Origin of the sequence: Actinomadura nitritigenes, from assembly GCF_017573545.1 — a bacterium.
GTDB lineage: Bacteria > Actinomycetota > Actinomycetes > Streptosporangiales > Streptosporangiaceae > Spirillospora > Spirillospora nitritigenes.
On sequence record NZ_JAGEOK010000008.1, the window covers coordinates 101,657 to 120,857 of the forward strand.

Consider the following 19,201-nt stretch of genomic DNA (forward strand, 5'->3'; position numbering starts at 1 on the left):
CCGGGCCGGCCGAGCGCTCTGGGAGACTGCCGTCCATGACTGGTGGTTCGTTCAGCAGGGTCGGGGTCGTCGGACTGGGGACCATGGGCGCGGGCATCGCCGAGGTGCTGGCGCGCGGCGGCCTGGCGGTCGTCGGCATCGAGGTGAACCAGGACGCGCTGGAGCGCGGCCGAGGCCACCTCGAGAAGTCGACGGGGCGCGCGGTGAAGCGCGGCAAGCTCACCGAGGACGCGCAGCGCGAGATCCTCGGCCGGGTGGCGCTGTCCACCGACTTCGCCGACCTCGGCGACTGCGACCTGGTCATCGAGGCGGTGCCGGAGCGCCTCGACCTCAAGCGCAAGGTGTTCGCGACGCTGGACGGGGTGTGCCGCGCCGACGCGGTGCTGGCCACCAACACCTCCTCGCTGTCGGTCACCGACATCGCCGTCACCACGGAGCGGCCCACCAAGATCGTCGGGGTGCACTTCTTCAACCCGGCGCCGGTGATGAGGCTGGTCGAGGTCATCCGCACGGTGCTCACCGAGCCGGACGCCGTCGACCGCGTCGCCGCGCTGGTGCAGGACCTCGGCAAGACCCCGGTCACCATCGGTGACCGCGCCGGGTTCGTCGCGAACCGGCTGCTGTTCGGCTACCTCAACCAGGCCGCCGGGATGCTGGAGTCCGGGCACGCGACCCGCGACGACATCGACACCGCGATGACGGTGGGCGCCGGCCTGCCGATGGGCCCGTTCACCCTGATGGACCTGATCGGCCTCGACACCTGCCTGGAGGTGCTGGAGGCGATCCACGCCGAGACCCGCGACCGGCGGCACGCGCCGTCCCCGCTGCTGCGGGAGCTGGTCACCGCCGGGCTGCTCGGCCGCAAGACGGGCCGCGGCTTCTACGACCACGGCGCGCCGAAGGCCGAGGCGCCCGCGCCGGCGGACGGTCCCGCGCCCGTCGTCGGCGTCCTCGGCGCCGGCGCCCTCGCCGACGCGTTCGCCGCGCTCTGCGACCGCGCGGGCGCGCAGGTCCGCGACGCCGCCGCCGGCCTCGCGGAGTGCGATCTGATCGTCGAGGCGTCCGGGGACGCCGGCGCCGGGCGCGAGCTGCTCGCGGCCGCGGCGCGGGCGGCCAGGCCGGGCGCGGTCCTCGCCGTCACGTCCGCGACCGTTCCGGTGGCCGAGGCGGCGATGGCGTCCGGACGTCCCGCCGACGTCGTCGGCCTGCACCTGCCCACCCTGCCCGCGGCGGACGCGGCTGACGCGGCTGACGCGGCGGGCACCCTCGCCGAGATCGCGGAGACCGTCGCGACGGGTCCCGGCGTCGCCGACCGCGCCGCGGAGCTGGCCGGGCGGCTCGGCCTCACCGCCGTCCGCTGCCGCGCCCGCGCCGGCTTCATCGTGGACGCGCTGCGCTTCCCGTACCTCAACGACGCCGCCGCGATGCTCGGCGCCGGGTACGCCGGCCCGGACGCGATCGACGCCGCGATGACGCTCGGCTGCGGCTACCCGACCGGCCCGATCGCCGACCTCGACCGACTCGGGATCGACCGCGCCGTCGCCGTGCTGCGCGCCCTGCACGCCGAGACCCGCGAGCCGTCGCTGGCGCCCGTCCCGCTCCTCACCGAGCACGTCACGGCGGGCGTGCCGATCCGCTGACCACCGGGCCCGGAGCACGGCCGCCGGGAGCCTCCGGTCGGCGACCGGCGGCCCGCGCGGGCTCATATCCTGGTGGGCATGAGCCCCCGCAAGAACCGCCGTGCCGTGTCCGGGAAGCCGCCGCAGGGCGGCGGCTGGGCGCAGCGGACGGAGGAGGGGCCGGACGGCGACTGGATCGTCCGGTCGATCGCGGGGGCGGCCGCGGTGAAGGCGTACCGGTGCCCGGGCTGCGACCAGGAGATCCCGCCGGGCGCCCCGCACGTCGTCGCGTGGCCGGCGGACGAGCGGGGCGGCGCCGACGACCGGCGGCACTGGCACCGCCCGTGCTGGGAGGCGCGGGCCCGCCGGGCGCCGCGCGTCCAGCGGAGCAGGAACGCGCCGCGCTACTGAGCGCGGCGTTACCGGGCACGGCACCACCGAGTGAGGGAGTCGATGACGGAGATCAGGGCGGCGACGGTGCTCCCGGCGCGGCGCGAGGAGATCACCCTGCACACCTCCGACGGGCTGCGGCTCGTCGGGGAGCTGGCGCTGCCGCCGGACCGGCCGCCGGTCGCGACCCTGGTCTGCCTGCACCCGCTGCCGACCGCCGAGGGCATGATGGACAGCCACGTGCTCCGCAAGGCGTCCTACCGGCTGCCCGCGCTCGCCGGCCTCGCCGTCCTGCGGTTCAACACGCGCGGGACGACGTCGGCGCGCGGCACCAGCGAGGGCGAGTTCGGCGAGGGCGAGACCGAGCGGTTCGACGTCGCGGCGGCGCTGGAGTACACCGAGTACCACGACCTGCCGCGGCCGTGGCTGCTCGGCTGGTCGTTCGGCACCGAGCTGGCGCTGCGCTGGGGGCTGGACCCGCTGGTCGAGGGCGCGATCCTGCTGTCGCCGCCACTGAAGCGGGCCGGGGACGCCGACCTGGACGCCTGGGGCGCCGACGGGCGGCCGCTCGTCGCGCTCGTCCCGGAGTTCGACGACTACCTGCGCCCGGCGGAGGCGCGGGAGCGGTTCGCGCGCGCGCCGCAGGCGGAGGTGATCGGCGTGGACAACGCCAAGCACCTGTGGGTGGGGGAGCCGTACGTCCGGACCGTGCTGAACGAGATCGTGCGGCACGTCGCGCCGGACGCGTATCCACTTCCCACAGAATGGGACGAACCGGACAGATAAACGCGCACGGCCGATCGCGGCCACTCCTGTCCCACCGCCCCCGATAGCGGGTAACGATTGTCTGGCCGCCGCGTGAACGCGGCGGCGTTTCGCGGACGCGGACGTGAGGGAACCGGATGACCGTGCAGCTGTACGCCAGGGACGTCGGGACGGGGACACCGCTCGTCCTGCTGCACGCCTTCCCGCTCTCCTCGGCGATGTGGCTCGAGCAGCGGCAGGGTCTCGCGAACCGGTTCCGCGTCGTCACCCCGGACCTGCGCGGGTTCGGCGGCTCGCGGCTCGGCACCGACGACCCGTCCGTCGACCTGATGGCCGACGACGTCGCGCACCTGTTCCGCCGGCTCGGCCTCCAGCGCGCCGTCGTCGGCGGGCTGTCCATGGGCGGGTACGTCGCGATGGCGCTGTGCCGCCGCCACCCCGACCTCGTGCTCGGCGTCGTCCTCGCCTCGACGCGCGCCGCCGCCGACACCGACGCGGTCCGCGCGAACCGGCTGCGCCAGGCCGACGCGATCGACGGCGACGGCACCGTCCGGGTCCTGCTGGACGAGGTCCTGCCCGGTCTCGTCGGGCCGACCACCTACCGGCAGCGCGCCCTCGTCTACGGGCGCGTCCGGGGGCTCGTCCAGGCGACGCCCGCGCCCGCCGCGGCGTGGGCGCTGCGCGCCATGGCGGGACGTCCCGAGTCGTTCGAGACGCTGCGCGGTCTCAAGGTGCCCGCGCTGGTGATGGTCGGCGACGAGGACGAACTCGCCACCGAGGACGAGGCGCGCGCCATGGCCGACGCCCTCCCGAACGCCGAGCTGCTCGTCATCCCGCGCGCCGGGCACCTGTGCGCCGTCGAGCAGCCCGACCTGTTCAACCAGGCCGTCGCCGAGTTCGCCGCCGCGCTGGCCCGCACCACCCGCTGACCCCGCCCGCCGGCACCGGACGGGCCGGAACGGCTCAGAGCGTCTCCTGCCTCGGCAGGACCACCTCGCGGATCAGCAGCGAGATCGCCGCCGCGGTCGGGATCGCCAGCAGCGCGCCGACGACGCCGAGCAGCGCGGCGCCGACCAGCGCCGCGACGATCGTCACCGCGGGCTGGACGTCGACCGTCCGCTTCATCACCCTCGGGTACACCAGGTAGTTCTCGACCTGCTGGTAGATCACGTAGAACGCCACGCAGACGATGAGGTCGGTGGTCGTCCCGGTGAGGAAGGCGACCAGGCAGACGATCACCGCGCCGATCGTCGCGCCGATGAGCGGGACGAGGTCGGTCACCGCGACGATCAGCGCGAGCGCCAGCGCGTACTTCACCCCGAGGATCGACAGGAAGATGTACGAGCACAGCCCCGCGATGAACGCGATCGTGAACTGGCCGGCGACGTACCCGCCGATCCGGTCGAGGATCTCGTCGCCCAGCAGCGCGACGCGGGCCCGCCGGCTGCGCGGCGCGAGCTGGTAGAAGAACGTCTTGATCTGCGGCAGCGAGCTCATGAAGTAGAGCGTCAGGATCAGGATCGTGATGGTCTGGAAGACGCCGTTGATCGCGACCTTGCCGATGCCGGTGGCGGTGTCGGTGAGCCCGTTCTGGAAGCCCGGGCTGTTGACGGCCTTCTCCGCGCGCTTGAGCAGCCCGTAGCGCTTGTCCCAGTCGGCCAGCGTCTTGTTGTTCTGCAGCTGGTCGACGAAGTCGGGGATGCTGTGCCGCAGCTCGGTGACCTGCTCGGTGACGGGCTGGACGAGCGACGCGACGAACCCGGCGAAGAACAGGATCACGATCAGGAACACGGTCCCGACCGCGGCGCCGCGCGGCAGCCCGAGCCGGCGCAGCCGCTCCACCGCCGGGTTCAGGCCGACCGCGAGGAACATCGCCACCACGATCATCACGAGCACCGACTTGGCGTTCGTCGCGGCCTTCACCAGCATCCACGCGGTGATCACGCCGAGCGCGGCGGTGAACCCGAACACGAAGGGGTGGGCGCGGCCGAGCGGCTGCCCGGGCCTGCCGAACGGGAACAGCGGGTTCACGCCGGCCTCGCGGCGGCGCTGCTCCACGTCGTGGGCGGGGTCCGGCGCGCCGGGCTCGGGCGGCCGCTGCTCCGCGGGCTCGTCCGGTGGCGCCGGACGCGTCCGCGGGCCGCCGGTGGCCGGATCGAGCTCGTAGGCGGGCTCCTGCCCGGCGGCCTCCGTGTCGAGGGCCCCGGTCGGCGCCCCCGCGGTCTCGCCGCTCCCGCCGCTCGCGCGTTCGGTGTCGTCGCTCGCGTCGTCCGTGGTGTCGGTGGTGTCGGCGGGGGGTGCGGGCGCGGGGACCTTGCCGGCGGTGCCGGTGGTCGCCTTCCCAGGCGCCGCCTCCGGCCGATCCTCGCTGGGGGTGTCGTCGGGCACGCCGCTTCTCCTTCGCCGTCCTGCCGTCATCGTTCACGGGTCAGGACGGAGGGCCGCCGACCACGCGTTACGGGTGTAGACGACGGAAAGCCCGGAGACGTTTCCGCCTCCAGGCTCTCCGTCGTTCCTCCGGGCCGTCAGGCGGCCCGGAGGGTCACTCCTGCCACCAGTCCTCGTCGTCCTCGTCGGACTTCTTGCCCTGCGGGGCCTGCTTGGCGGGCGCGGCCTTGCCGGCGGGCTGGGCGGCCTGCTGCGGCTTCGGCTGGGCCTGCTGCGCCGGGGCCGGCTTCGGCTCGGCGGCCGGGATGGCGGCCTTCTCCGGCGGCGCGGCCAGCTCGGGCTCGCCGCCGCCCATCGCCGGGGCGACGCCGCCGATGAGCTGGCGCAGCTGGTTGAGGTGGCTCGTGATGCTGTCGCGCTGCCGGGTCAGCTCGTCGACCTGGCGCTGCGCGGCGGTGCGGACGCGGTCGGCCTCGGCCTTGGTCTCGGCGAGCAGCTGCTCGGCCTGCGACTTGGCCTCGGCGATGACGTTGTCGGAGTTCTTGCGCGCGTTGGCCATGAGCTGCTTGGCGTGCGAGTCGGCCTCGCGCCGGGTCTGCTCGGCCTGCTGGGTGGCCTTGGCGGCGCGCTGCTCGGCGGACGCGGCGCGCTGCTCGGCCTCGGCGACCAGCTTCTGGGTGGCGGCCTGCGCGGCGGCGTGCCGCTCGGCGTCCTGCCGGTCGGCCTCCTCGCGGCGGGCGGCCAGCTGGATCTCGAACTCGGCCTCGGCCTGCGCCCGCTGCGCCTCGCTCTCCTCCAGGATGCGCTGGGCCTGCGCGCGCATCTCGTCGGCCTGCCGCTTGGCGGTGGTGAGGATCTCGTCGCGCTCGCGCTTGGTGGACGCGCGCAGCTGCGCGACCTCGCGCTCGGTCGTGGTGCGCAGCTTGGCGATCTCGCGCTCGGCGCTGGCGCGCTTCTCGGCGACCTCGTGGTCGGCGGTGGCGCGCAGCTTGGCGACCTCGCGCTCGGTCGTCGAGGTCAGCTCGTCGGCCTCGCGGCGGGCGGAGGTGCGCACCTCCTCGGCCTCGCGCTCGGCGGCCTGCCGCATGTCGTCGCCCTCGCGCTGGGCGGTGGCGCGCAGCTCGGCGGCGTCGTTCTCGGCGGTGGCGCGCTGCTCGGCGGCGTCGACCTTCGCGGCGGCCTTGATCTCGTTGGCCTCGGACCGGGCCGCCTGGACGAGCTCGGTCGCCTGCTCCTCGGCGAGCCGCAGCAACTGCTCGATGCGGGCGCCGAGGCCGGAGTAGGTGGGACGTTCCTGCTCCTGCAGCTGCCGATGGGCGTCCGACAGCTCCCTCTGGAGGGCCTGGGACTGCTCGCGTGCCTGCCGGCCCTCGTTCTCGAGCTGTTTGATGTGCTCGTCGACCTGGTGCCGGTCGTAGCCACGGAGCACCACGTCGAAATCGCGCGGGGGCGTGTCCTCGAAGAAGTTGCTGAGCTGGGCGTCGATGTCGGACTGCATAGGGCTCAATCCTGATGTGACGGGGCTACGGGTGGTTCCGGGGACCGGTTGATCGCCTGGCATGGACGGCCGCCGTCAACGGGCGCGGTGCCCCAGACCTCTTCCGGTGGATGAAGCGTACTCCGGACACTGCCGTGTTGGGGGCTCATCTTGACGCGCTGCGTGCTTTGTCCCGGTTTGCGGTTACCGTGTCGCGTGCCCCAGGTGCCCAGGTACGGGGGTCGCAAATGCACCAGATGTGTCCGAATGCTCACAGAGCGGCGGTCTTGCACCCCACCGGCCCGCCGGGTGATATCGAACACGTCACGATCCGATCGCGCCCGCGCGGCGCGCGCGCGAGGCCGCGCCGATGCGCCCGCCGCGCCCCGTCCCGCCGGGCCTCGCGGCCCCCGCGCCCGCCGGCTACGCCTTCTGGACCAGCTCCGTCAGCACGCCGTGGCAGTCCTTCGGGTGCAAAAAGTTGATCAAGGAACCCATGGAACCGTTCCTCGGCGCGTCGTACAGCACCCGGACGCCCTTCCCGGCGATGTCCGCCGCCTCGTCCGCGACCGCCCGGTCGGTGCCGAACGCGATGTGGTGGACGCCCTCGCCGTTCTTGGCGAGCCACTTGGCGACCGCCGAGTCCTCCCGGATCGGCTCGATGAGCTGCAGGTAGCTGGCCGCGCCGTCACCGGTCTCGTTGATCTTGAGCATGCACTCCCGGACGCCCTGCTCCTCGTTCACCTCGAAGTGCGCGTCGGTGAAGCCGTAGGTCGCCTTGTAGAACTCGACGGTGGCCTCCAGGTCGTGACAGGCGATACCGATGTGGTCGATACGGGTCAGCATGGACGTTTCTCCCTACGGACGGCCGAACGGGGGCGAACGGAAGCGTGCGCCGCTTCCCTGGGTATGGTGGCAAACGTCGCCGCAGCACCATCCTGGAGGCCCCCTCATGACCGCCACGTCCGTGATCGTCGCCGGAGCGCGCACCCCCGTGGGGCGCCTGCAGGGCGCGCTGAAGGACTTCTCCGCCGCCGACCTCGGCGCCCACGCGATCAAGGCGGCGCTGGAGCGGGCCGGCGTGGCCGGCGACCAGGTGCAGTACGTGATCCTCGGGCAGGTCCTGCAGGCCGGCGCCGGGCAGATCCCGTCCCGGCAGGCGGCGGTCAAGGCCGGCATCCCGATGAGCGTCCCGTCCATCACGATCAACAAGGTCTGCCTCTCCGGGCTGGACGCGATCGCGCTCGCCGACCAGCTCATCCGGGCCGGCGAGTTCGACATCGTCGTCGCCGGCGGCATGGAGTCGATGACGCAGGCCCCGCACCTGCTGCCGAAGTCGCGCGCCGGCTACAAGTACGGCTCGATCGAGGTCCTCGACCACATGGCCTACGACGCGCTGACCGACGCGTTCGACGGCATCGCGATGGGCGAGTCCACCGAGCACCACAACGCGAAGCTCGGGATCAGCCGCGAGGAGCAGGACGAGTTCTCCGCCCGCTCCCACCAGCGCGCCGCCGCGGCCATCAAGAACGGCGTCTTCGACGACGAGATCGCCCCGATCGAGATCCCGCAGCGCAAGGGCGACCCGATCGTGTTCGCCAAGGACGAGGGCGTGCGCGCCGACACCACCGCCGAGTCGCTCGCGCGGCTGCGCCCCGCGTTCAGCAAGGACGGCACGATCACCGCCGGGTCGTCCTCGCAGATCTCCGACGGCGCCGCCGCCGTCGTGGTGATGTCCAAGGCGAAGGCCGAGGAGCTCGGCCTCGCCTGGCTCGCCGAGATCGGCGCGCACGGCAACGTCGCCGGCCCGGACAACTCGCTCCAGTCGCAGCCGTCCAACGCCATCAATCACGCCCTCGGCAAGGAGGGCCTGACCGTCGACGACCTCGACCTCATCGAGATCAACGAGGCGTTCGCGTCCGTCGGCATCCAGTCCATGCGCGACCTCGGCGTCGGCCCCGAGAAGGTCAACGTCAACGGCGGCGCCATCGCGCTCGGCCACCCGGTCGGCATGTCCGGCGCCCGCATCGCGCTGCACCTCGCCTACGAGCTGAAGCGGCGCGGCGGCGGCGTCGGCGCCGCCGGCCTGTGCGGCGGCGGCGGCCAGGGCGACGCGCTCTTGATTCGCGTTCCGGCTCAGGACCTCGCCTAGCGGCTCGGCCCCGACCGGGTCCACGGGCGGGCGCTGAGTCGCTCCGCGACCTGCTGGGAGAACGTCGCCTCCGGCTCGTTCGCCCAGCAGACCTTCGGTCGCGCCCGCGCGATGGTCGATGTGGGGGCTACTGGGCGTTGGGCTGCTGGACGGTGACCGTCCGGAAGCCCAGCGCCCTCAGCATGCCCTCCAGCATCCGCTTGGTGTTGGCGTCCGCCTGGGCGGCCAGCCGGCTCTGCTGCGCGGCCGTCTGGATCTTCTGGCTCGCCAGGACGTACAGCTGCTGCTGGTTGTCCGGGTTGCTGCTGAAGAAGTCGCCGAACCGGTCGAACAGGCCGCGCTCGGTCGCGTAGACGTAGCTGCGCTTCGTGTCGAGGTTGGTCGGTTCGAGCTGGGCGTGCGGCAGCGTGATCGTCGCGGCGGTCCGGTCGGCGTTCACCTTGACCGCGCCGGTGGCGATCCGCGAGAAGTCCACGTAGGCGTCGACGGAGCCGTTGCCCACGAACAGGGTCCGCTTGCCGCGCAGCGACGACGGCAGGAACTTCGCGTCCTTCTCCAGGTCGACGACGACCTGGAAGTTGCCGCTGGCGGCCTCGTACCGGTTCAGGTCGCGGATCGACTGCAGCAGCACCGGGCCGCTGCGGTCCTTGGTCTCCTCGTGGAAGGGGTTCAGCCAGTGCGGCAGGCCGTGCACCGCCTGCTGCACGACGAGGACGACCGCGATGGTCGCCACGATGAGCACCAGGGGGGTGAGGAGACCCCGCCGGGGGACGGGTCGCACGCGCTGGGGGGCGGGCTCGCGGGCCGCGTCGTTCTTCGGCATGTCCCCCACATTCCCGGACTTGTCGCCCCCTCACCTCATCCCGGTCATCCCGCGGCGTGGTGAGGCGGCCGCGCGACGTCCGGATCGGTCGCCGCGTGCTCCACCTCCATCAGCGACTCGCTGCGGAGATGCGCTTCGTGGGCGGCCCGGCCGCCGCGCACCCCGAACAGCCGTTTGGTGACGATGATGTAGACGATCAGACCGATATTGATGGCCAGCGCGCCGATCCGCAGCACGGTGACCTTCTCGGACAGCTCGTAGATCTCGACCGGCAGGCCGAAGCACGTCGCGACGACCGCGAAGTACTCGCCCCACCGCTGCAGCAGCCACAGCCCGACCGCCTCGGTGATCTCGATCGCCGCGTACACCAGCAGCCCGATCGCGAGCCAGCGCAGCGTCCGCTCCTCCAGCCCGAACACGTGCCGGATCGAGGTGACGATCTTGGAGTGGTCCAGGTCCCAGCCGAACTGCTTCGCGATCGGCCGCAGCAGCGGGATCTCCTTGTCGAAGACCTCCTGGATGGAGCCGCGGCTCTTCGCGAACCGCCACACCCCGTACGCGGCGACCGCCACGATCAGCCCGCGGATCAGCCGCTCCACCGCGAAGAACCGCATGATGAAGGCGTCGCGCAGCTCCTTGCCGCGCTTCACCAGCGGCGCCTCGTCGGCCGGCCCCGAGCCGTGCGGGTCGCCGTGCACGTACGCACCGCAGCGCAGGCACCGCCACGCGTCGCCGACGGGGGACGCCACCACCAGCCGCTCGCGCAGCGGCCGCTCGTCGGGGGCGTAGGTGATGTGCCCCTTGCGCGCACAGGTCAGAAGGCTCCAGTCCACCCGCACACCCTATTGTCTGCATTGCCCTTGGCGTCAGGCGCTGGAGCGCCTTCCTTCAACGGGCGATGCGTGCGATCGCTGCATCGCTCCGGCTCGACCTTGGGGCTCGCTGCGCGATCGGATTCTCGCAAGCTCGATTCCGGCTTCGCTCGCGATCGCGACGGCCCGGATCGCCGCAGGCCGGAGGACCGGTCGGCGTGTGTGAGCAGGGCCATAGGGGCGGGGGAACCGGGGACGGCGGCGGGGCGTTGAGGGGGTCGTGGACATCGTGCGCGCGTTCCGTGTCGTCTCCATCGCCGAGGCGACCTCCTTCCTGGTGCTGCTGCTCATCGCCATGCCGCTGAAGTACGGCGCGGACCTGCCGGTGGCCGTCCAGGTGATGGGACCCATCCACGGCATCCTGTTCCTCGGCTACGTCGGGCTGGCGTACGCCGCCGGCGAGAAGCTCGGCTGGGGCCTCAAGCGCACCGTCCTCGCGCTCATCGCCGCGGTGCTGCCCGTCGCGCCGTTCTTCGTCGAGCGGCACTGGGCCAAGCCCGCCACCGCCGCCCGTCCCGAGCCGCAGCCCGCCGGACGGGCCTGACCGAAGACTTCCGCGTGGCCGCGGCCGGGATGGGGGTTCCGCCGCGGTCACGCGGGAGACCGCGTGCTCCCCAGCTCCCGCGGTCGCATCGGGACGGCCCGGTGGGCGTCCCGCACCACCTGTCCCGCGCCGCGGTGGACGCGCCGGAGCGCCGGCCGGAAGTCCGACGGACCCAGCGCGCACGAGCGGTAGCCCGCGAAATGGCGGCGCAGCCAGGTGCGCCGCCGGTCGTCGCCCCATGAGCCGAACCGGCGCGCCGCCCCCGCGTCGCGGATCGCCGGCGGCTGCTCGCCGAGCAGCCACGCGTCCACCAGGGAGCCGTAGCCGCCCGGCCGGCCGGTGACCGCGCACGCGCCCGCGTCCAGCAGGCCGTCCCTGATCTGGCGGACGGCCCGCTCCTGGTAGCCGGGCGACAGGTTCTCGTCCAGGTGGATGCCGGCGACGCCGTTCGCGACCCCGGCGGGCGCCCAGCCCGGGAGCTGCTCCACGCGGGTGAACGCGCCCGGCGTGCCGCGCAGGCGCGCCGCGAGCGGCGTCACGGCCGTCATCAGCGAGGGCAGCGCCGCGCGCAGTGCCGGATGCACGCAGACGGTCAGCGGCCATTCCCGGCACACCCGCTCCGCCGGCGCGGGCGCCACCGTCCCGCCGGCGTCGCGCAGCCCGAGCGTCGCGCCGCCGGTCGCCGCCAGCGCCAGGGCCAGCGGAAGGACGAGCAGCAGCCGCCGCGTCGCCCACAGCACGTACCCGAGGACGAGCGCGGCCGTCAGCCCCGACGCCCACAGCACCTGGTAGCCGAGCACGCCCGCGCGCAGCGTGGTGAACAGGGGGATGCGGTTGAACGCCGCAGGGGGGAGCAGGCTCAGCCACGACGTCCCCGGCACGCGGAGGGCGGCCCACAGCGCCGTGACGGCGAGCACCACGGCCGCCGTCGCCCGGTGCGGGACGACCCGTCCGGCCAGGTAGCCGACCGCGACGTGCAGCACCAGCGCGCCCGCCCCGGCCACCACGCCGAGCGGATGCGGGTGCCCGGCCTCCTGCCGCAGCAGCGTGACCGCGACCACCAGCGCGGCCACCACCAGGTAGGACGCGAGCGCCGCCGCGGAGAGCAGCAGCAGGTCGAGCAGGGCGCCCGTGGCGGGCGAGCGCGCCGTCAGGTCGCGCAGGTAGTCGAGCGGGCGCTCCCGCACGGCCGTCCACGCGGCCAGCCCGGCCGCGGCCGGGCCGAGGAACCGCACCGCGTCGAGCAGCGCGACGACGGAGTTGTCCCAGTACGCGACCGAGGGCAGCAGCGGCGGGCCCGCCGCCGCCGTCCCGACCGCGGAGAGGATCGGCACCGCGACCAGCAGCGCCGAGCGGCGGGCGTCCAGCCGGAGCACCCGACCGAGGTCAGACACCGGCGCCGCTCCCCGCGGCCGCCCGCCTCGGCCGCAGCCTCGGCACCGCCACCTGCCGCAGTGCCGCGGGACGCAGTGCCGTACCGCGCAGCGCGGCGGCCTGCCGCAGCACGGCCTGCCGCAGCACGGCCTGCCGCAGCACGGCCTGCCGCAGCACGGCCTGCCGCAGCACGGCGGGCCGCAGATCGACGCGCGGCAGCGCGAGCCGCGCCGGCCGCCTCCTCACGGCGGCGGCCCGCCGCTGCCGGCCCGTCCGGCGCCGGGCGTGCTCCTTCGGGGCGTGCGCCGCCGCGTCCGGCTCGCGCACGGCGAGGTCGGCGGAGCGGCCCGCCTCCGTGCCGAGGCCGGCTCCGGCCGGCCGGTCGGCGGGCCCGGCGACGGGCTCGTCGGTGACGGGCCGGGCCGCGCCCGGGACGTCCGCCGCGACGCGCCGGTCCGCGGCGGTGCGGCCCCGCCGGGCCGCCGCGGAATGGGTGGGCTGCTCGCTGAGCCTGCCGCGGGCCAGCGTGAGCAACCGGTCGCACCAGCCGGTGAGCGTCTCGGTGTCGTCCGCGCTGACCAGGACGGTCGGCGCCAGCGACCGCAGCACCGGGACCAGCTCGGCCATCGCGGCCGAGTACGCGGTCCCGCCCGGTCCCGCCGCGCCGGTCGGCCACGGCTCGGCGGCGGCCCGCAGGTCGCCGAACGGGTCGTCCAGCACCAGCAGGTCGGGCCCGTGCACGCAGGCGGCGGCCAGCCCGGCGCGCAGCCGGACGTCCGGCGGCAGCAGCGACAGCGCCGTCCCGGCGGCCTCGGCGAGGTCCAGCCGCTTCATGATGGACCGTGCCACTGAGGTGCTCGTGCGCTTGTAGTACGCGGCATAGGCGACGAACTCGCCCGCCGTCATGCTCTCCGCGCGGGAGAACCGGGCCGGCAGGTAGCCGATCCGGGCCCGCGCGGCGCGCAGGTCCGCGGCGTTCGTTATGTCATGCCCGAGAATGTGCAGCACGCCGGAATTAGGCCGGCGCAAGGTCGCGAACGTGGCCAGCAGAGTGGATTTACCGACACCAGGTGGACCGGCGAAGCCGACCACGCCTTCGGTCACGCCGAAGGTCACCGGGCGCAGGAGCCACCGCCCCCCGCGGCGGACACCCATTCCTCGGGCCACGATCGCGGAATGCTCCGCGATCACTTGTTTCCCCCCGTTGCTCGTCATGCGAGCGCGACGGTCGTCCGAGCCGGGCCGGTGGCCGCTCCCGGCGCCCCACGGCGCCCGTCCGCCCGGACCGGCCGAATCGGCGGGGTCCGGGGGACCGGATCTCTTTTGCCGTCGCACGATGCATCGACATCGCGACTATAACCGGGCTTGGTGATGGCTGTCAGCAATCTTTTTGCCTTTACGGCAGGACGCCTGGATTCTTTGCCTTCCGACCGAAGGTGAGAATTCAAAAAAGGCGGACAATTGCGTTGGCATCCCACGGAAAGGGGCGTCGTGTCGGCGGCGCCGCGCCGGCGCCGGCGGCGCCCGGCGCGCGGCGCGGTCCTCTCCGAGCGGACGGGCGCACCGACCGGGCCGGTCATGGGGCAGGATGGACCCATGCCTTCTCGGGACTTTTCGTTGCACGGGGCCATCGACCTGGGGGCTCGCCAGGCGGCCGCCAGGAAGCAGCAGGAGCGCCGGGCGCAGGCCGGTGCGGCGCCCGCGGGCGGCCCGGCCGGCGGCGCGCCCGCCGCCGGACAGTACGTCGTGGACGTCACCGACCAGACCTTCAACACCGAGGTCGTGGAGCGGTCGCAGACCGTCCCGGTGCTCGTCGACTTCTGGGCCGACTGGTGCGGGCCGTGCAAGCAGCTCAGCCCGATCCTGGAGAAGCTCGCCACCGAGGCCGCCGGCAAGTGGATCCTCGCCAAGGTCGACATCGACGCCAACCCGCAGCTCGGCGCGTACATGCAGCAGATGGGCGTGCGCGGCATCCCGTTCGTCGCGGCGGTCGTGGCCGGGCAGCTGCTGCCGTTCCTGAACGGCGCGGCCCCCGAGCCGCAGGTCCGGCAGGCGATCGACCAGCTCTTCGAGGCGCTGCGGCAGGAGGGCATCCTGCCGGAGCCCCCGCCGGGCGAGGCCGCGGCCGCCGGCGAGGAGGCGGCGCCGGCCGGGTCGGTGTACTCCGAGGCCGAGGACGCGCTGCAGCGCGGCGACCTCGACGGCGCGAAGGCCGCCTTCGAGCGGATCCTCGCCGGGAACCCGAGGGACGGCCAGGCCAAGCAGGGCCTCGCGCTGGTCGAGCTGAGCCTGCGGGTGGAGCGGCTGGACCCCGAGCGCACCGTCCAGGAGGCGGCGGACAAGCCCGGCGACGTGCAGGCGCAGCTCCGCGCCGCGGACGTCGAGATGGTGTCCGGCCGGATCGACGACGCGTTCGGGCGGCTGCTCACCGCGGTGCGCGGCAGCGCGGGCGACGACCGCGACGCGGCCCGCACGCACCTGCTGTCGCTGTTCGAGCTGCTCCCGCCGGACGACCCCCGCGTCGCCAAGGCCCGCCGCTCCCTCCAGGCCGCGTTGTTCTAGCGATCACGGTCAAGGGGCTCGCCCCTTGACCGTGATCGGGCGAGCGCGACCTCGCTTCGCGAGCTTCCCGGGTGGGGCTCGCCTTCGGCTTGGGCCCCGCCGGTCAGGTGGCGCGCTCGCGTGACGGCCGGGCGCCGAATCGCCCTGCCCGCGTGCGATTGCGGCGGGCCGGCGGCCTTGGGACGCCCGGAATCGGGCATGTAGCCGGTGTGAGCGCTCGTGTCGTGACCATCTCCGCCGCGTTCGGCGCGCGGGGCGACGTGGTCGGCCCCGCGGTCGCCGAGCGCCTCGGGCTGCCGTTCCTCGACCGGGCCATCCCCGTGCGGGTCGCCGGCGAGATCGGATGCACGCTGGAGGAGGCGCTCGCGCACGACGGCCGCGCCGAGAGCGGCATCGGCCGCATCCTCGCGGGCGCCGCGCGGCTGCCGAACGTCGCGCTCGGCGCCATGGACGTCTACCTCCCCGAGCAGGCGGTCATCCGTCCCGAGGAGTTCGTCGAGCACACCGAGAGCGTCATCCACCGGACGGCGGAGCGCGGCGGCGGCGTGCTGCTCGGCCGCGCCGCCGCCCTGGTGCTGGCCGGCCTCCCGGGCGTGCTGCACGTCCGGCTGGACGGCCCGCGGGAGCGCCGTCTCGCGGTCGCCGCGCACGAGCTGGCGAAGGCCGCCGAGGGGCGGGCGGCGGCGGTCCCGGGCGCCCGCCGGGGCCGGGCCGGGGGCGGGACGCGCGGTCCGGGTGGGGCGACCGGGACGCCGGACCGCGATGTTGAGCGTATGCTCGATGACAACGACCGCGCCCGCACGGCCTACGTGAAGCACTTTTACGGGGCCGACCCCGCCGATCCGCGGCTCTACCATCTCGTGATCGACACCACGAGGCTGCCCGTATCCGCCGCCGTCGACCTGATCGCGGCCGCGGCGCGGGCGCTGTGAGCCGCAGGCGGAGAGGGCGACGGCCCCCGGGCGTCCCGAGCCCCCATGGGACGTGGCGGCCGGGACGAGGACGTACCCGGTAGCAAGAGGGAGCAGGTTGTCGTGGCGAGCGTGCCCAGCGTTTCGTACTCCATCACCGTCCGGCTGGAGGTCCCGGCCGGCGGCAAGGCGGTCAGCCAGATCACGCACGTGGTCGAGAACGCCGGCGGCATCGTCACGGCCCTCGACGTCAACACGGCGGGGCACGAGACGCTGCGCATCGACGTGACGATCGCCACCCGCGACACCCAGCACGCCGAGGCGATCGCGAGCGCGCTCGAGAAGATCGACTCCATCAAGATCCACAAGGTCAGCGACCGGACCTTCCTCATGCACCTCGGCGGCAAGATCGAGATGCAGTCGAAGGTGCCGCTGCGCAACCGCGACGAGCTCTCGATGGCCTACACGCCCGGCGTCGCCCGGGTGTCGCTCGCCATCGCCCGCAACCCCGAGGACGTCCGCCGGCTGACGATCAAGCGCAACAGCGTCGCGGTCGTCACCGACGGGTCGGCGGTGCTGGGCCTCGGCAACATCGGCCCGGAGGCGGCGCTGCCGGTGATGGAGGGCAAGGCGGCGCTGTTCAAGCGGTTCGCCGGGATCGACGCGTGGCCGATCTGCCTGGACACCCAGGACACCGACGAGATCGTCCGGACGGTGCAGATCCTCGCGCCCGCGTTCGGCGGCATCAACCTGGAGGACATCTCCGCGCCGCGCTGCTTCGAGGTCGAGCGGCGGCTCCGCGAGCTGCTGGACATCCCGGTCTTCCACGACGACCAGCACGGCACCGCGATCTGCGTGCTGGCCGCGCTGACCAACGCGCTGCGGGTCGTCGGCAAGGACATCGGCTCGGTCCGGATCACGATGGCGGGCGCGGGCGCGGCCGGCACCGCCATCCTGAAGCTGCTCATGCACGCCGGCGCGCGCGACCTGATCGTCTGCGACTACCGGGGCGCGGTGCACAAGGGCCGCGCCGACCTGGACGACTCGCTGCGCTGGATCGCCGAGCACACCAACACCGCCGGCTACTCCGGCGACCTGCGCGGCGCGGTGAAGGACGCGGACGTGTTCATCGGCGTGTCCGCGCCCGGCATCCTCAACGGCGACGACATCGCGACGATGAACGAGGACGCGATCGTGTTCGCGCTGGCGAACCCGGAGCCGGAGGTGTCGCCGGACGAGGCGCGCGAGCACGCCGCCGTCGTCGCGACGGGCCGCAGCGACTACCCGAACCAGATCAACAACGTGCTGGCGTTCCCGGGCGTCTTCCGCGGGCTGCTGGACGCGCAGGCCGACGGGGTCACCGAGGCGATGCTGGCGGCGGCGGCGCAGGCGCTGGCCGAGGTCGTCACGCCGGGCGAGCTGGGCCCGAACTACATCGTGCCGAGCGTGTTCCACCCGGAGGTGGCGTCCCGCGTCGCGGGCGCCGTCCGCGAGGCCGCCGGCGGCCGCCCCCGCACCGAGGCGTAGCCGCCGCCTCGCCTCCGCGGCCCGGTCCGGGGCGGGCCCCGCCGGACCGGGCGGTTCGGCCGCTTCAGTCGTGCGGCCGGTTCAGTCGGTCTTCTTCGCGAACACCTGGTCGCGGCGGCGGGGCCAGATCCCGCCGTACCAGAAGATGACCACGCCGGTGAGCATCACGCCGACGCCGGTCGCGGCCCGGGCCCACAGGACGGTGTCCGGGCCGGTGTGCGGCAGCTTGGTCGGCGCGGTCTTGTGCGGCGCGGCGCCCGCGTGCTTGCAGTTCGCCGTGAGCGAGCGGGTCTCGATCTGCTTGTTGGCCCAGTCGACCTGCACGAGCGTCCGCCGGTCCTCCTTCAGCTCGACCGTCACGGTCTTGCTGTCGTGAGGGGCGACGGTCGCGGGGACGGTCGCGCTGTCGTCGTTCTTGAGGACGGTGAAGTCCTCGCGCTGCGTGCCGGTGTTGCGGACGGTCACGCGGACGGACCGCGACGGGCAGGACACCGACCCGATGGTGGCGGTGACGGGCTGCGGCACGGCCGTGCTGCTCGGCGTCTTCGACGGCGTCTTGGACGGCTTGTGCGTCGTCTTCGTCGGCGAGGGGGACGTCCCCGTGCCGCTGGGGCTCGGGCTCGCCGACGTGGAGGTGGTGGAGGACGCCCGCGCGCCGGAGCCCGACGACTTCATGAGGGCCGGTACGGCGATCAGTGCGCCGATGACGAGAAACACTGCGGCGATGATGACCCTGGGCAACTGCATCGCTGTCCTCCTCATCCGCCCTTCGGGCGGTCGCCCCGGGGGTCTCGGGGGGTCCGGGCTGAGCGGGCGGCCGGGTGATCCTGGATCATTCTTAACCTAGGCGGTTGTGGTGCCGATATCCCCATCGCTAGGAATGCCTAACAGGCTAACGAGCGGGGGGACGTGCCGTGGGAGGTCCGCGCAACGCATGATGGAACCCATGGAAGACGGCATCAGGGTGGGCCTTCTGCTGGTCGCGACGCCTCAACTGGAGGATCCCAACTTCAGGCGCAGCGTCGTCCTGCTGGTCGAGCACGACATGGACGGGGGCACACTGGGGGTTGTCCTGAACCGGCCGACCGAGATCCCGGTCGACCGGGTGCTGCCGCCGTGGGCCGAGCTGGTGACGGGCCCGTCGGTGGTGTTCCAGGGCGGCCCGGTCGCGCTGGACAACGCGCTCGCCCTGGCCCGCCTGCCGGGCGAGGACGAGCCGCTCGGCTGGCGGGCGCTGGAGGGCGGCTCGGAGGTCGCCCGGGTCGGCCTGGTCGACCTGGAGGCGCCGCCGGGGCTGCTGGCGCCGGAGCTGCTGCAGCTGCGGGTGTTCGCCGGGTACGCCGGCTGGTCGGCCGGGCAGCTGCGCGGCGAGATCGAGGACGGCGCCTGGTACCTGGTGCCGGCCGAGGCGGGCGACGTGTTCGCCGGGAACCCGGACCGGCTGTGGCAGGAGGTGCTCCGCCGGCAGGGCGGTGACCTGGCGTTCGTCTCCACTTTCCCCGAGGACCCGACGCTGAACTAAGGTGATGACGTGAGTACGAAGATCCTTCCCGACAGCGACACCCAGCAGGACGTCCGGCCGGACCTCTCGCACGGTGACGGCGACCACGAGCGGTTCGCCCACTACGTGAAGAAGGCCAAGATCACCGAGAGCGCGGTGACCGGCACGCCGGTGATCGCGCTGTGCGGCAAGGTCTGGGTGCCGAACCGGGATCCGAAGAAGTACCCGGTCTGCCCGGAGTGCAAGGAGATCTACGAGTCCATGCAGTCGGGCGGGGGCAAGGGCGACGACTGACG

The 19,201-nt window shown here is 73.7% G+C and carries 19 protein-coding genes; 11 read left to right on the forward strand and 8 right to left on the reverse strand.

What is annotated here, in order from left to right:
• Positions 1-35 precede the first annotated feature (35 nt).
• The 4 genes from J4557_RS13880 (at position 36) to J4557_RS13895 (ending at position 3,703) form a co-directional block, all read left to right on the forward strand.
• On the forward strand, positions 36-1,640 hold the full coding sequence (locus J4557_RS13880) for a 3-hydroxyacyl-CoA dehydrogenase family protein (RefSeq protein WP_208266931.1): 1,605 nt from the start codon (positions 36-38) through the stop codon (positions 1,638-1,640).
• Positions 1,641-1,718: 78 nt separating this feature from the next.
• The gene (locus tag J4557_RS13885; RefSeq protein ID WP_208266932.1) at positions 1,719-2,030 is read left to right on the forward strand and encodes an Rv1322 family protein; all 312 of its coding nucleotides are present in this window, start codon (positions 1,719-1,721) and stop codon (positions 2,028-2,030) included.
• A gap of 42 nt (positions 2,031-2,072) precedes the next feature.
• Entirely contained in the window at positions 2,073-2,795 is a 723-nt protein-coding gene (locus tag J4557_RS13890) for an alpha/beta hydrolase (protein ID WP_208266933.1), read from the forward strand.
• A gap of 116 nt (positions 2,796-2,911) precedes the next feature.
• Complete coding sequence (locus J4557_RS13895; RefSeq protein WP_208266934.1) at positions 2,912-3,703, forward strand: alpha/beta fold hydrolase; 792 nt, start codon at positions 2,912-2,914, stop codon at positions 3,701-3,703.
• 34 nt (positions 3,704-3,737) lie between these two features.
• Here J4557_RS13895 and J4557_RS13900 read toward each other — a convergent pair whose 3' ends face one another.
• From J4557_RS13900 to mce, 3 genes are all read right to left on the reverse strand, one after another.
• Positions 3,738-5,162: an AI-2E family transporter gene (locus J4557_RS13900; RefSeq protein ID WP_307799757.1), complete on the reverse strand. Its 1,425-nt coding sequence runs from the start codon at positions 5,160-5,162 to the stop codon at positions 3,738-3,740.
• A 154-nt stretch (positions 5,163-5,316) separates the two neighbouring features.
• A complete protein-coding gene (locus tag J4557_RS13905) occupies positions 5,317-6,660 on the reverse strand; it encodes a DivIVA domain-containing protein (RefSeq protein WP_208266936.1) in 1,344 nt (447 codons plus the stop codon).
• Positions 6,661-7,062: 402 nt separating this feature from the next.
• On the reverse strand, positions 7,063-7,485 hold the full coding sequence (mce, locus tag J4557_RS13910) for a methylmalonyl-CoA epimerase (protein ID WP_208266937.1): 423 nt from the start codon (positions 7,483-7,485) through the stop codon (positions 7,063-7,065).
• Positions 7,486-7,591: 106 nt separating this feature from the next.
• On the opposite strand from mce, the gene J4557_RS13915 reads away from it, so the two are divergent.
• The gene (locus J4557_RS13915; protein WP_208266938.1) at positions 7,592-8,791 is read left to right on the forward strand and encodes an acetyl-CoA C-acetyltransferase; all 1,200 of its coding nucleotides are present in this window, start codon (positions 7,592-7,594) and stop codon (positions 8,789-8,791) included.
• 127 nt (positions 8,792-8,918) lie between these two features.
• On the opposite strand, the gene J4557_RS13920 is transcribed toward J4557_RS13915, so the two are convergent.
• Complete coding sequence (locus J4557_RS13920; protein WP_208266939.1) at positions 8,919-9,614, reverse strand: DUF4230 domain-containing protein; 696 nt, start codon at positions 9,612-9,614, stop codon at positions 8,919-8,921.
• 44 nt (positions 9,615-9,658) lie between these two features.
• Positions 9,659-10,447: a DUF2127 domain-containing protein gene (locus J4557_RS13925; protein WP_208266940.1), complete on the reverse strand. Its 789-nt coding sequence runs from the start codon at positions 10,445-10,447 to the stop codon at positions 9,659-9,661.
• A 259-nt stretch (positions 10,448-10,706) separates the two neighbouring features.
• Between J4557_RS13925 and J4557_RS13930 the strand changes: the two genes are divergently transcribed.
• Complete coding sequence (locus tag J4557_RS13930) at positions 10,707-11,030, forward strand: DUF3817 domain-containing protein (RefSeq protein WP_208266941.1); 324 nt, start codon at positions 10,707-10,709, stop codon at positions 11,028-11,030.
• Positions 11,031-11,077: 47 nt separating this feature from the next.
• On the opposite strand, the gene J4557_RS13935 is transcribed toward J4557_RS13930, so the two are convergent.
• Both J4557_RS13935 and J4557_RS13940 read right to left on the reverse strand, forming a co-directional pair.
• Positions 11,078-12,424, reverse strand: a complete 1,347-nt coding sequence (locus J4557_RS13935; protein ID WP_208266942.1) for a hypothetical protein — start codon at positions 12,422-12,424, stop codon at positions 11,078-11,080.
• A complete protein-coding gene (locus J4557_RS13940; protein ID WP_307799759.1) occupies positions 12,417-13,619 on the reverse strand; it encodes an ATP-binding cassette domain-containing protein in 1,203 nt (400 codons plus the stop codon). Before J4557_RS13940 ends, J4557_RS13935 begins: the two co-directional genes overlap by 8 nt.
• Positions 13,620-14,000: 381 nt before the next feature.
• On the opposite strand from J4557_RS13940, the gene J4557_RS13945 reads away from it, so the two are divergent.
• The 3 genes from J4557_RS13945 (at position 14,001) to J4557_RS13955 (ending at position 17,404) form a co-directional block, all read left to right on the forward strand.
• Positions 14,001-14,966 (forward strand): tetratricopeptide repeat protein, encoded by a 966-nt coding sequence (locus J4557_RS13945; RefSeq protein ID WP_243775721.1) that lies wholly within the window; start codon positions 14,001-14,003, stop codon positions 14,964-14,966.
• A 209-nt stretch (positions 14,967-15,175) separates the two neighbouring features.
• Positions 15,176-15,898: a cytidylate kinase-like family protein gene (locus tag J4557_RS13950; RefSeq protein WP_208266943.1), complete on the forward strand. Its 723-nt coding sequence runs from the start codon at positions 15,176-15,178 to the stop codon at positions 15,896-15,898.
• Positions 15,899-16,000: 102 nt separating this feature from the next.
• Positions 16,001-17,404, forward strand: coding sequence for an NAD-dependent malic enzyme (locus tag J4557_RS13955; RefSeq protein WP_208266944.1), 1,404 nt, complete (start codon positions 16,001-16,003; stop codon positions 17,402-17,404).
• An 81-nt stretch (positions 17,405-17,485) separates the two neighbouring features.
• Here J4557_RS13955 and J4557_RS13960 read toward each other — a convergent pair whose 3' ends face one another.
• A complete protein-coding gene (locus J4557_RS13960; protein ID WP_208266945.1) occupies positions 17,486-18,151 on the reverse strand; it encodes a hypothetical protein in 666 nt (221 codons plus the stop codon).
• Positions 18,152-18,350: 199 nt separating this feature from the next.
• Here J4557_RS13960 and J4557_RS13965 point away from each other — a divergent pair, with 199 nt between their 5' ends.
• On the forward strand, positions 18,351-18,926 hold the full coding sequence (locus J4557_RS13965) for a YqgE/AlgH family protein (protein ID WP_208266946.1): 576 nt from the start codon (positions 18,351-18,353) through the stop codon (positions 18,924-18,926).
• A 9-nt stretch (positions 18,927-18,935) separates the two neighbouring features.
• Positions 18,936-19,199, forward strand: a complete 264-nt coding sequence (locus J4557_RS13970; protein WP_208266947.1) for a DUF3039 domain-containing protein — start codon at positions 18,936-18,938, stop codon at positions 19,197-19,199.
• Positions 19,200-19,201 lie beyond the last annotated feature (2 nt).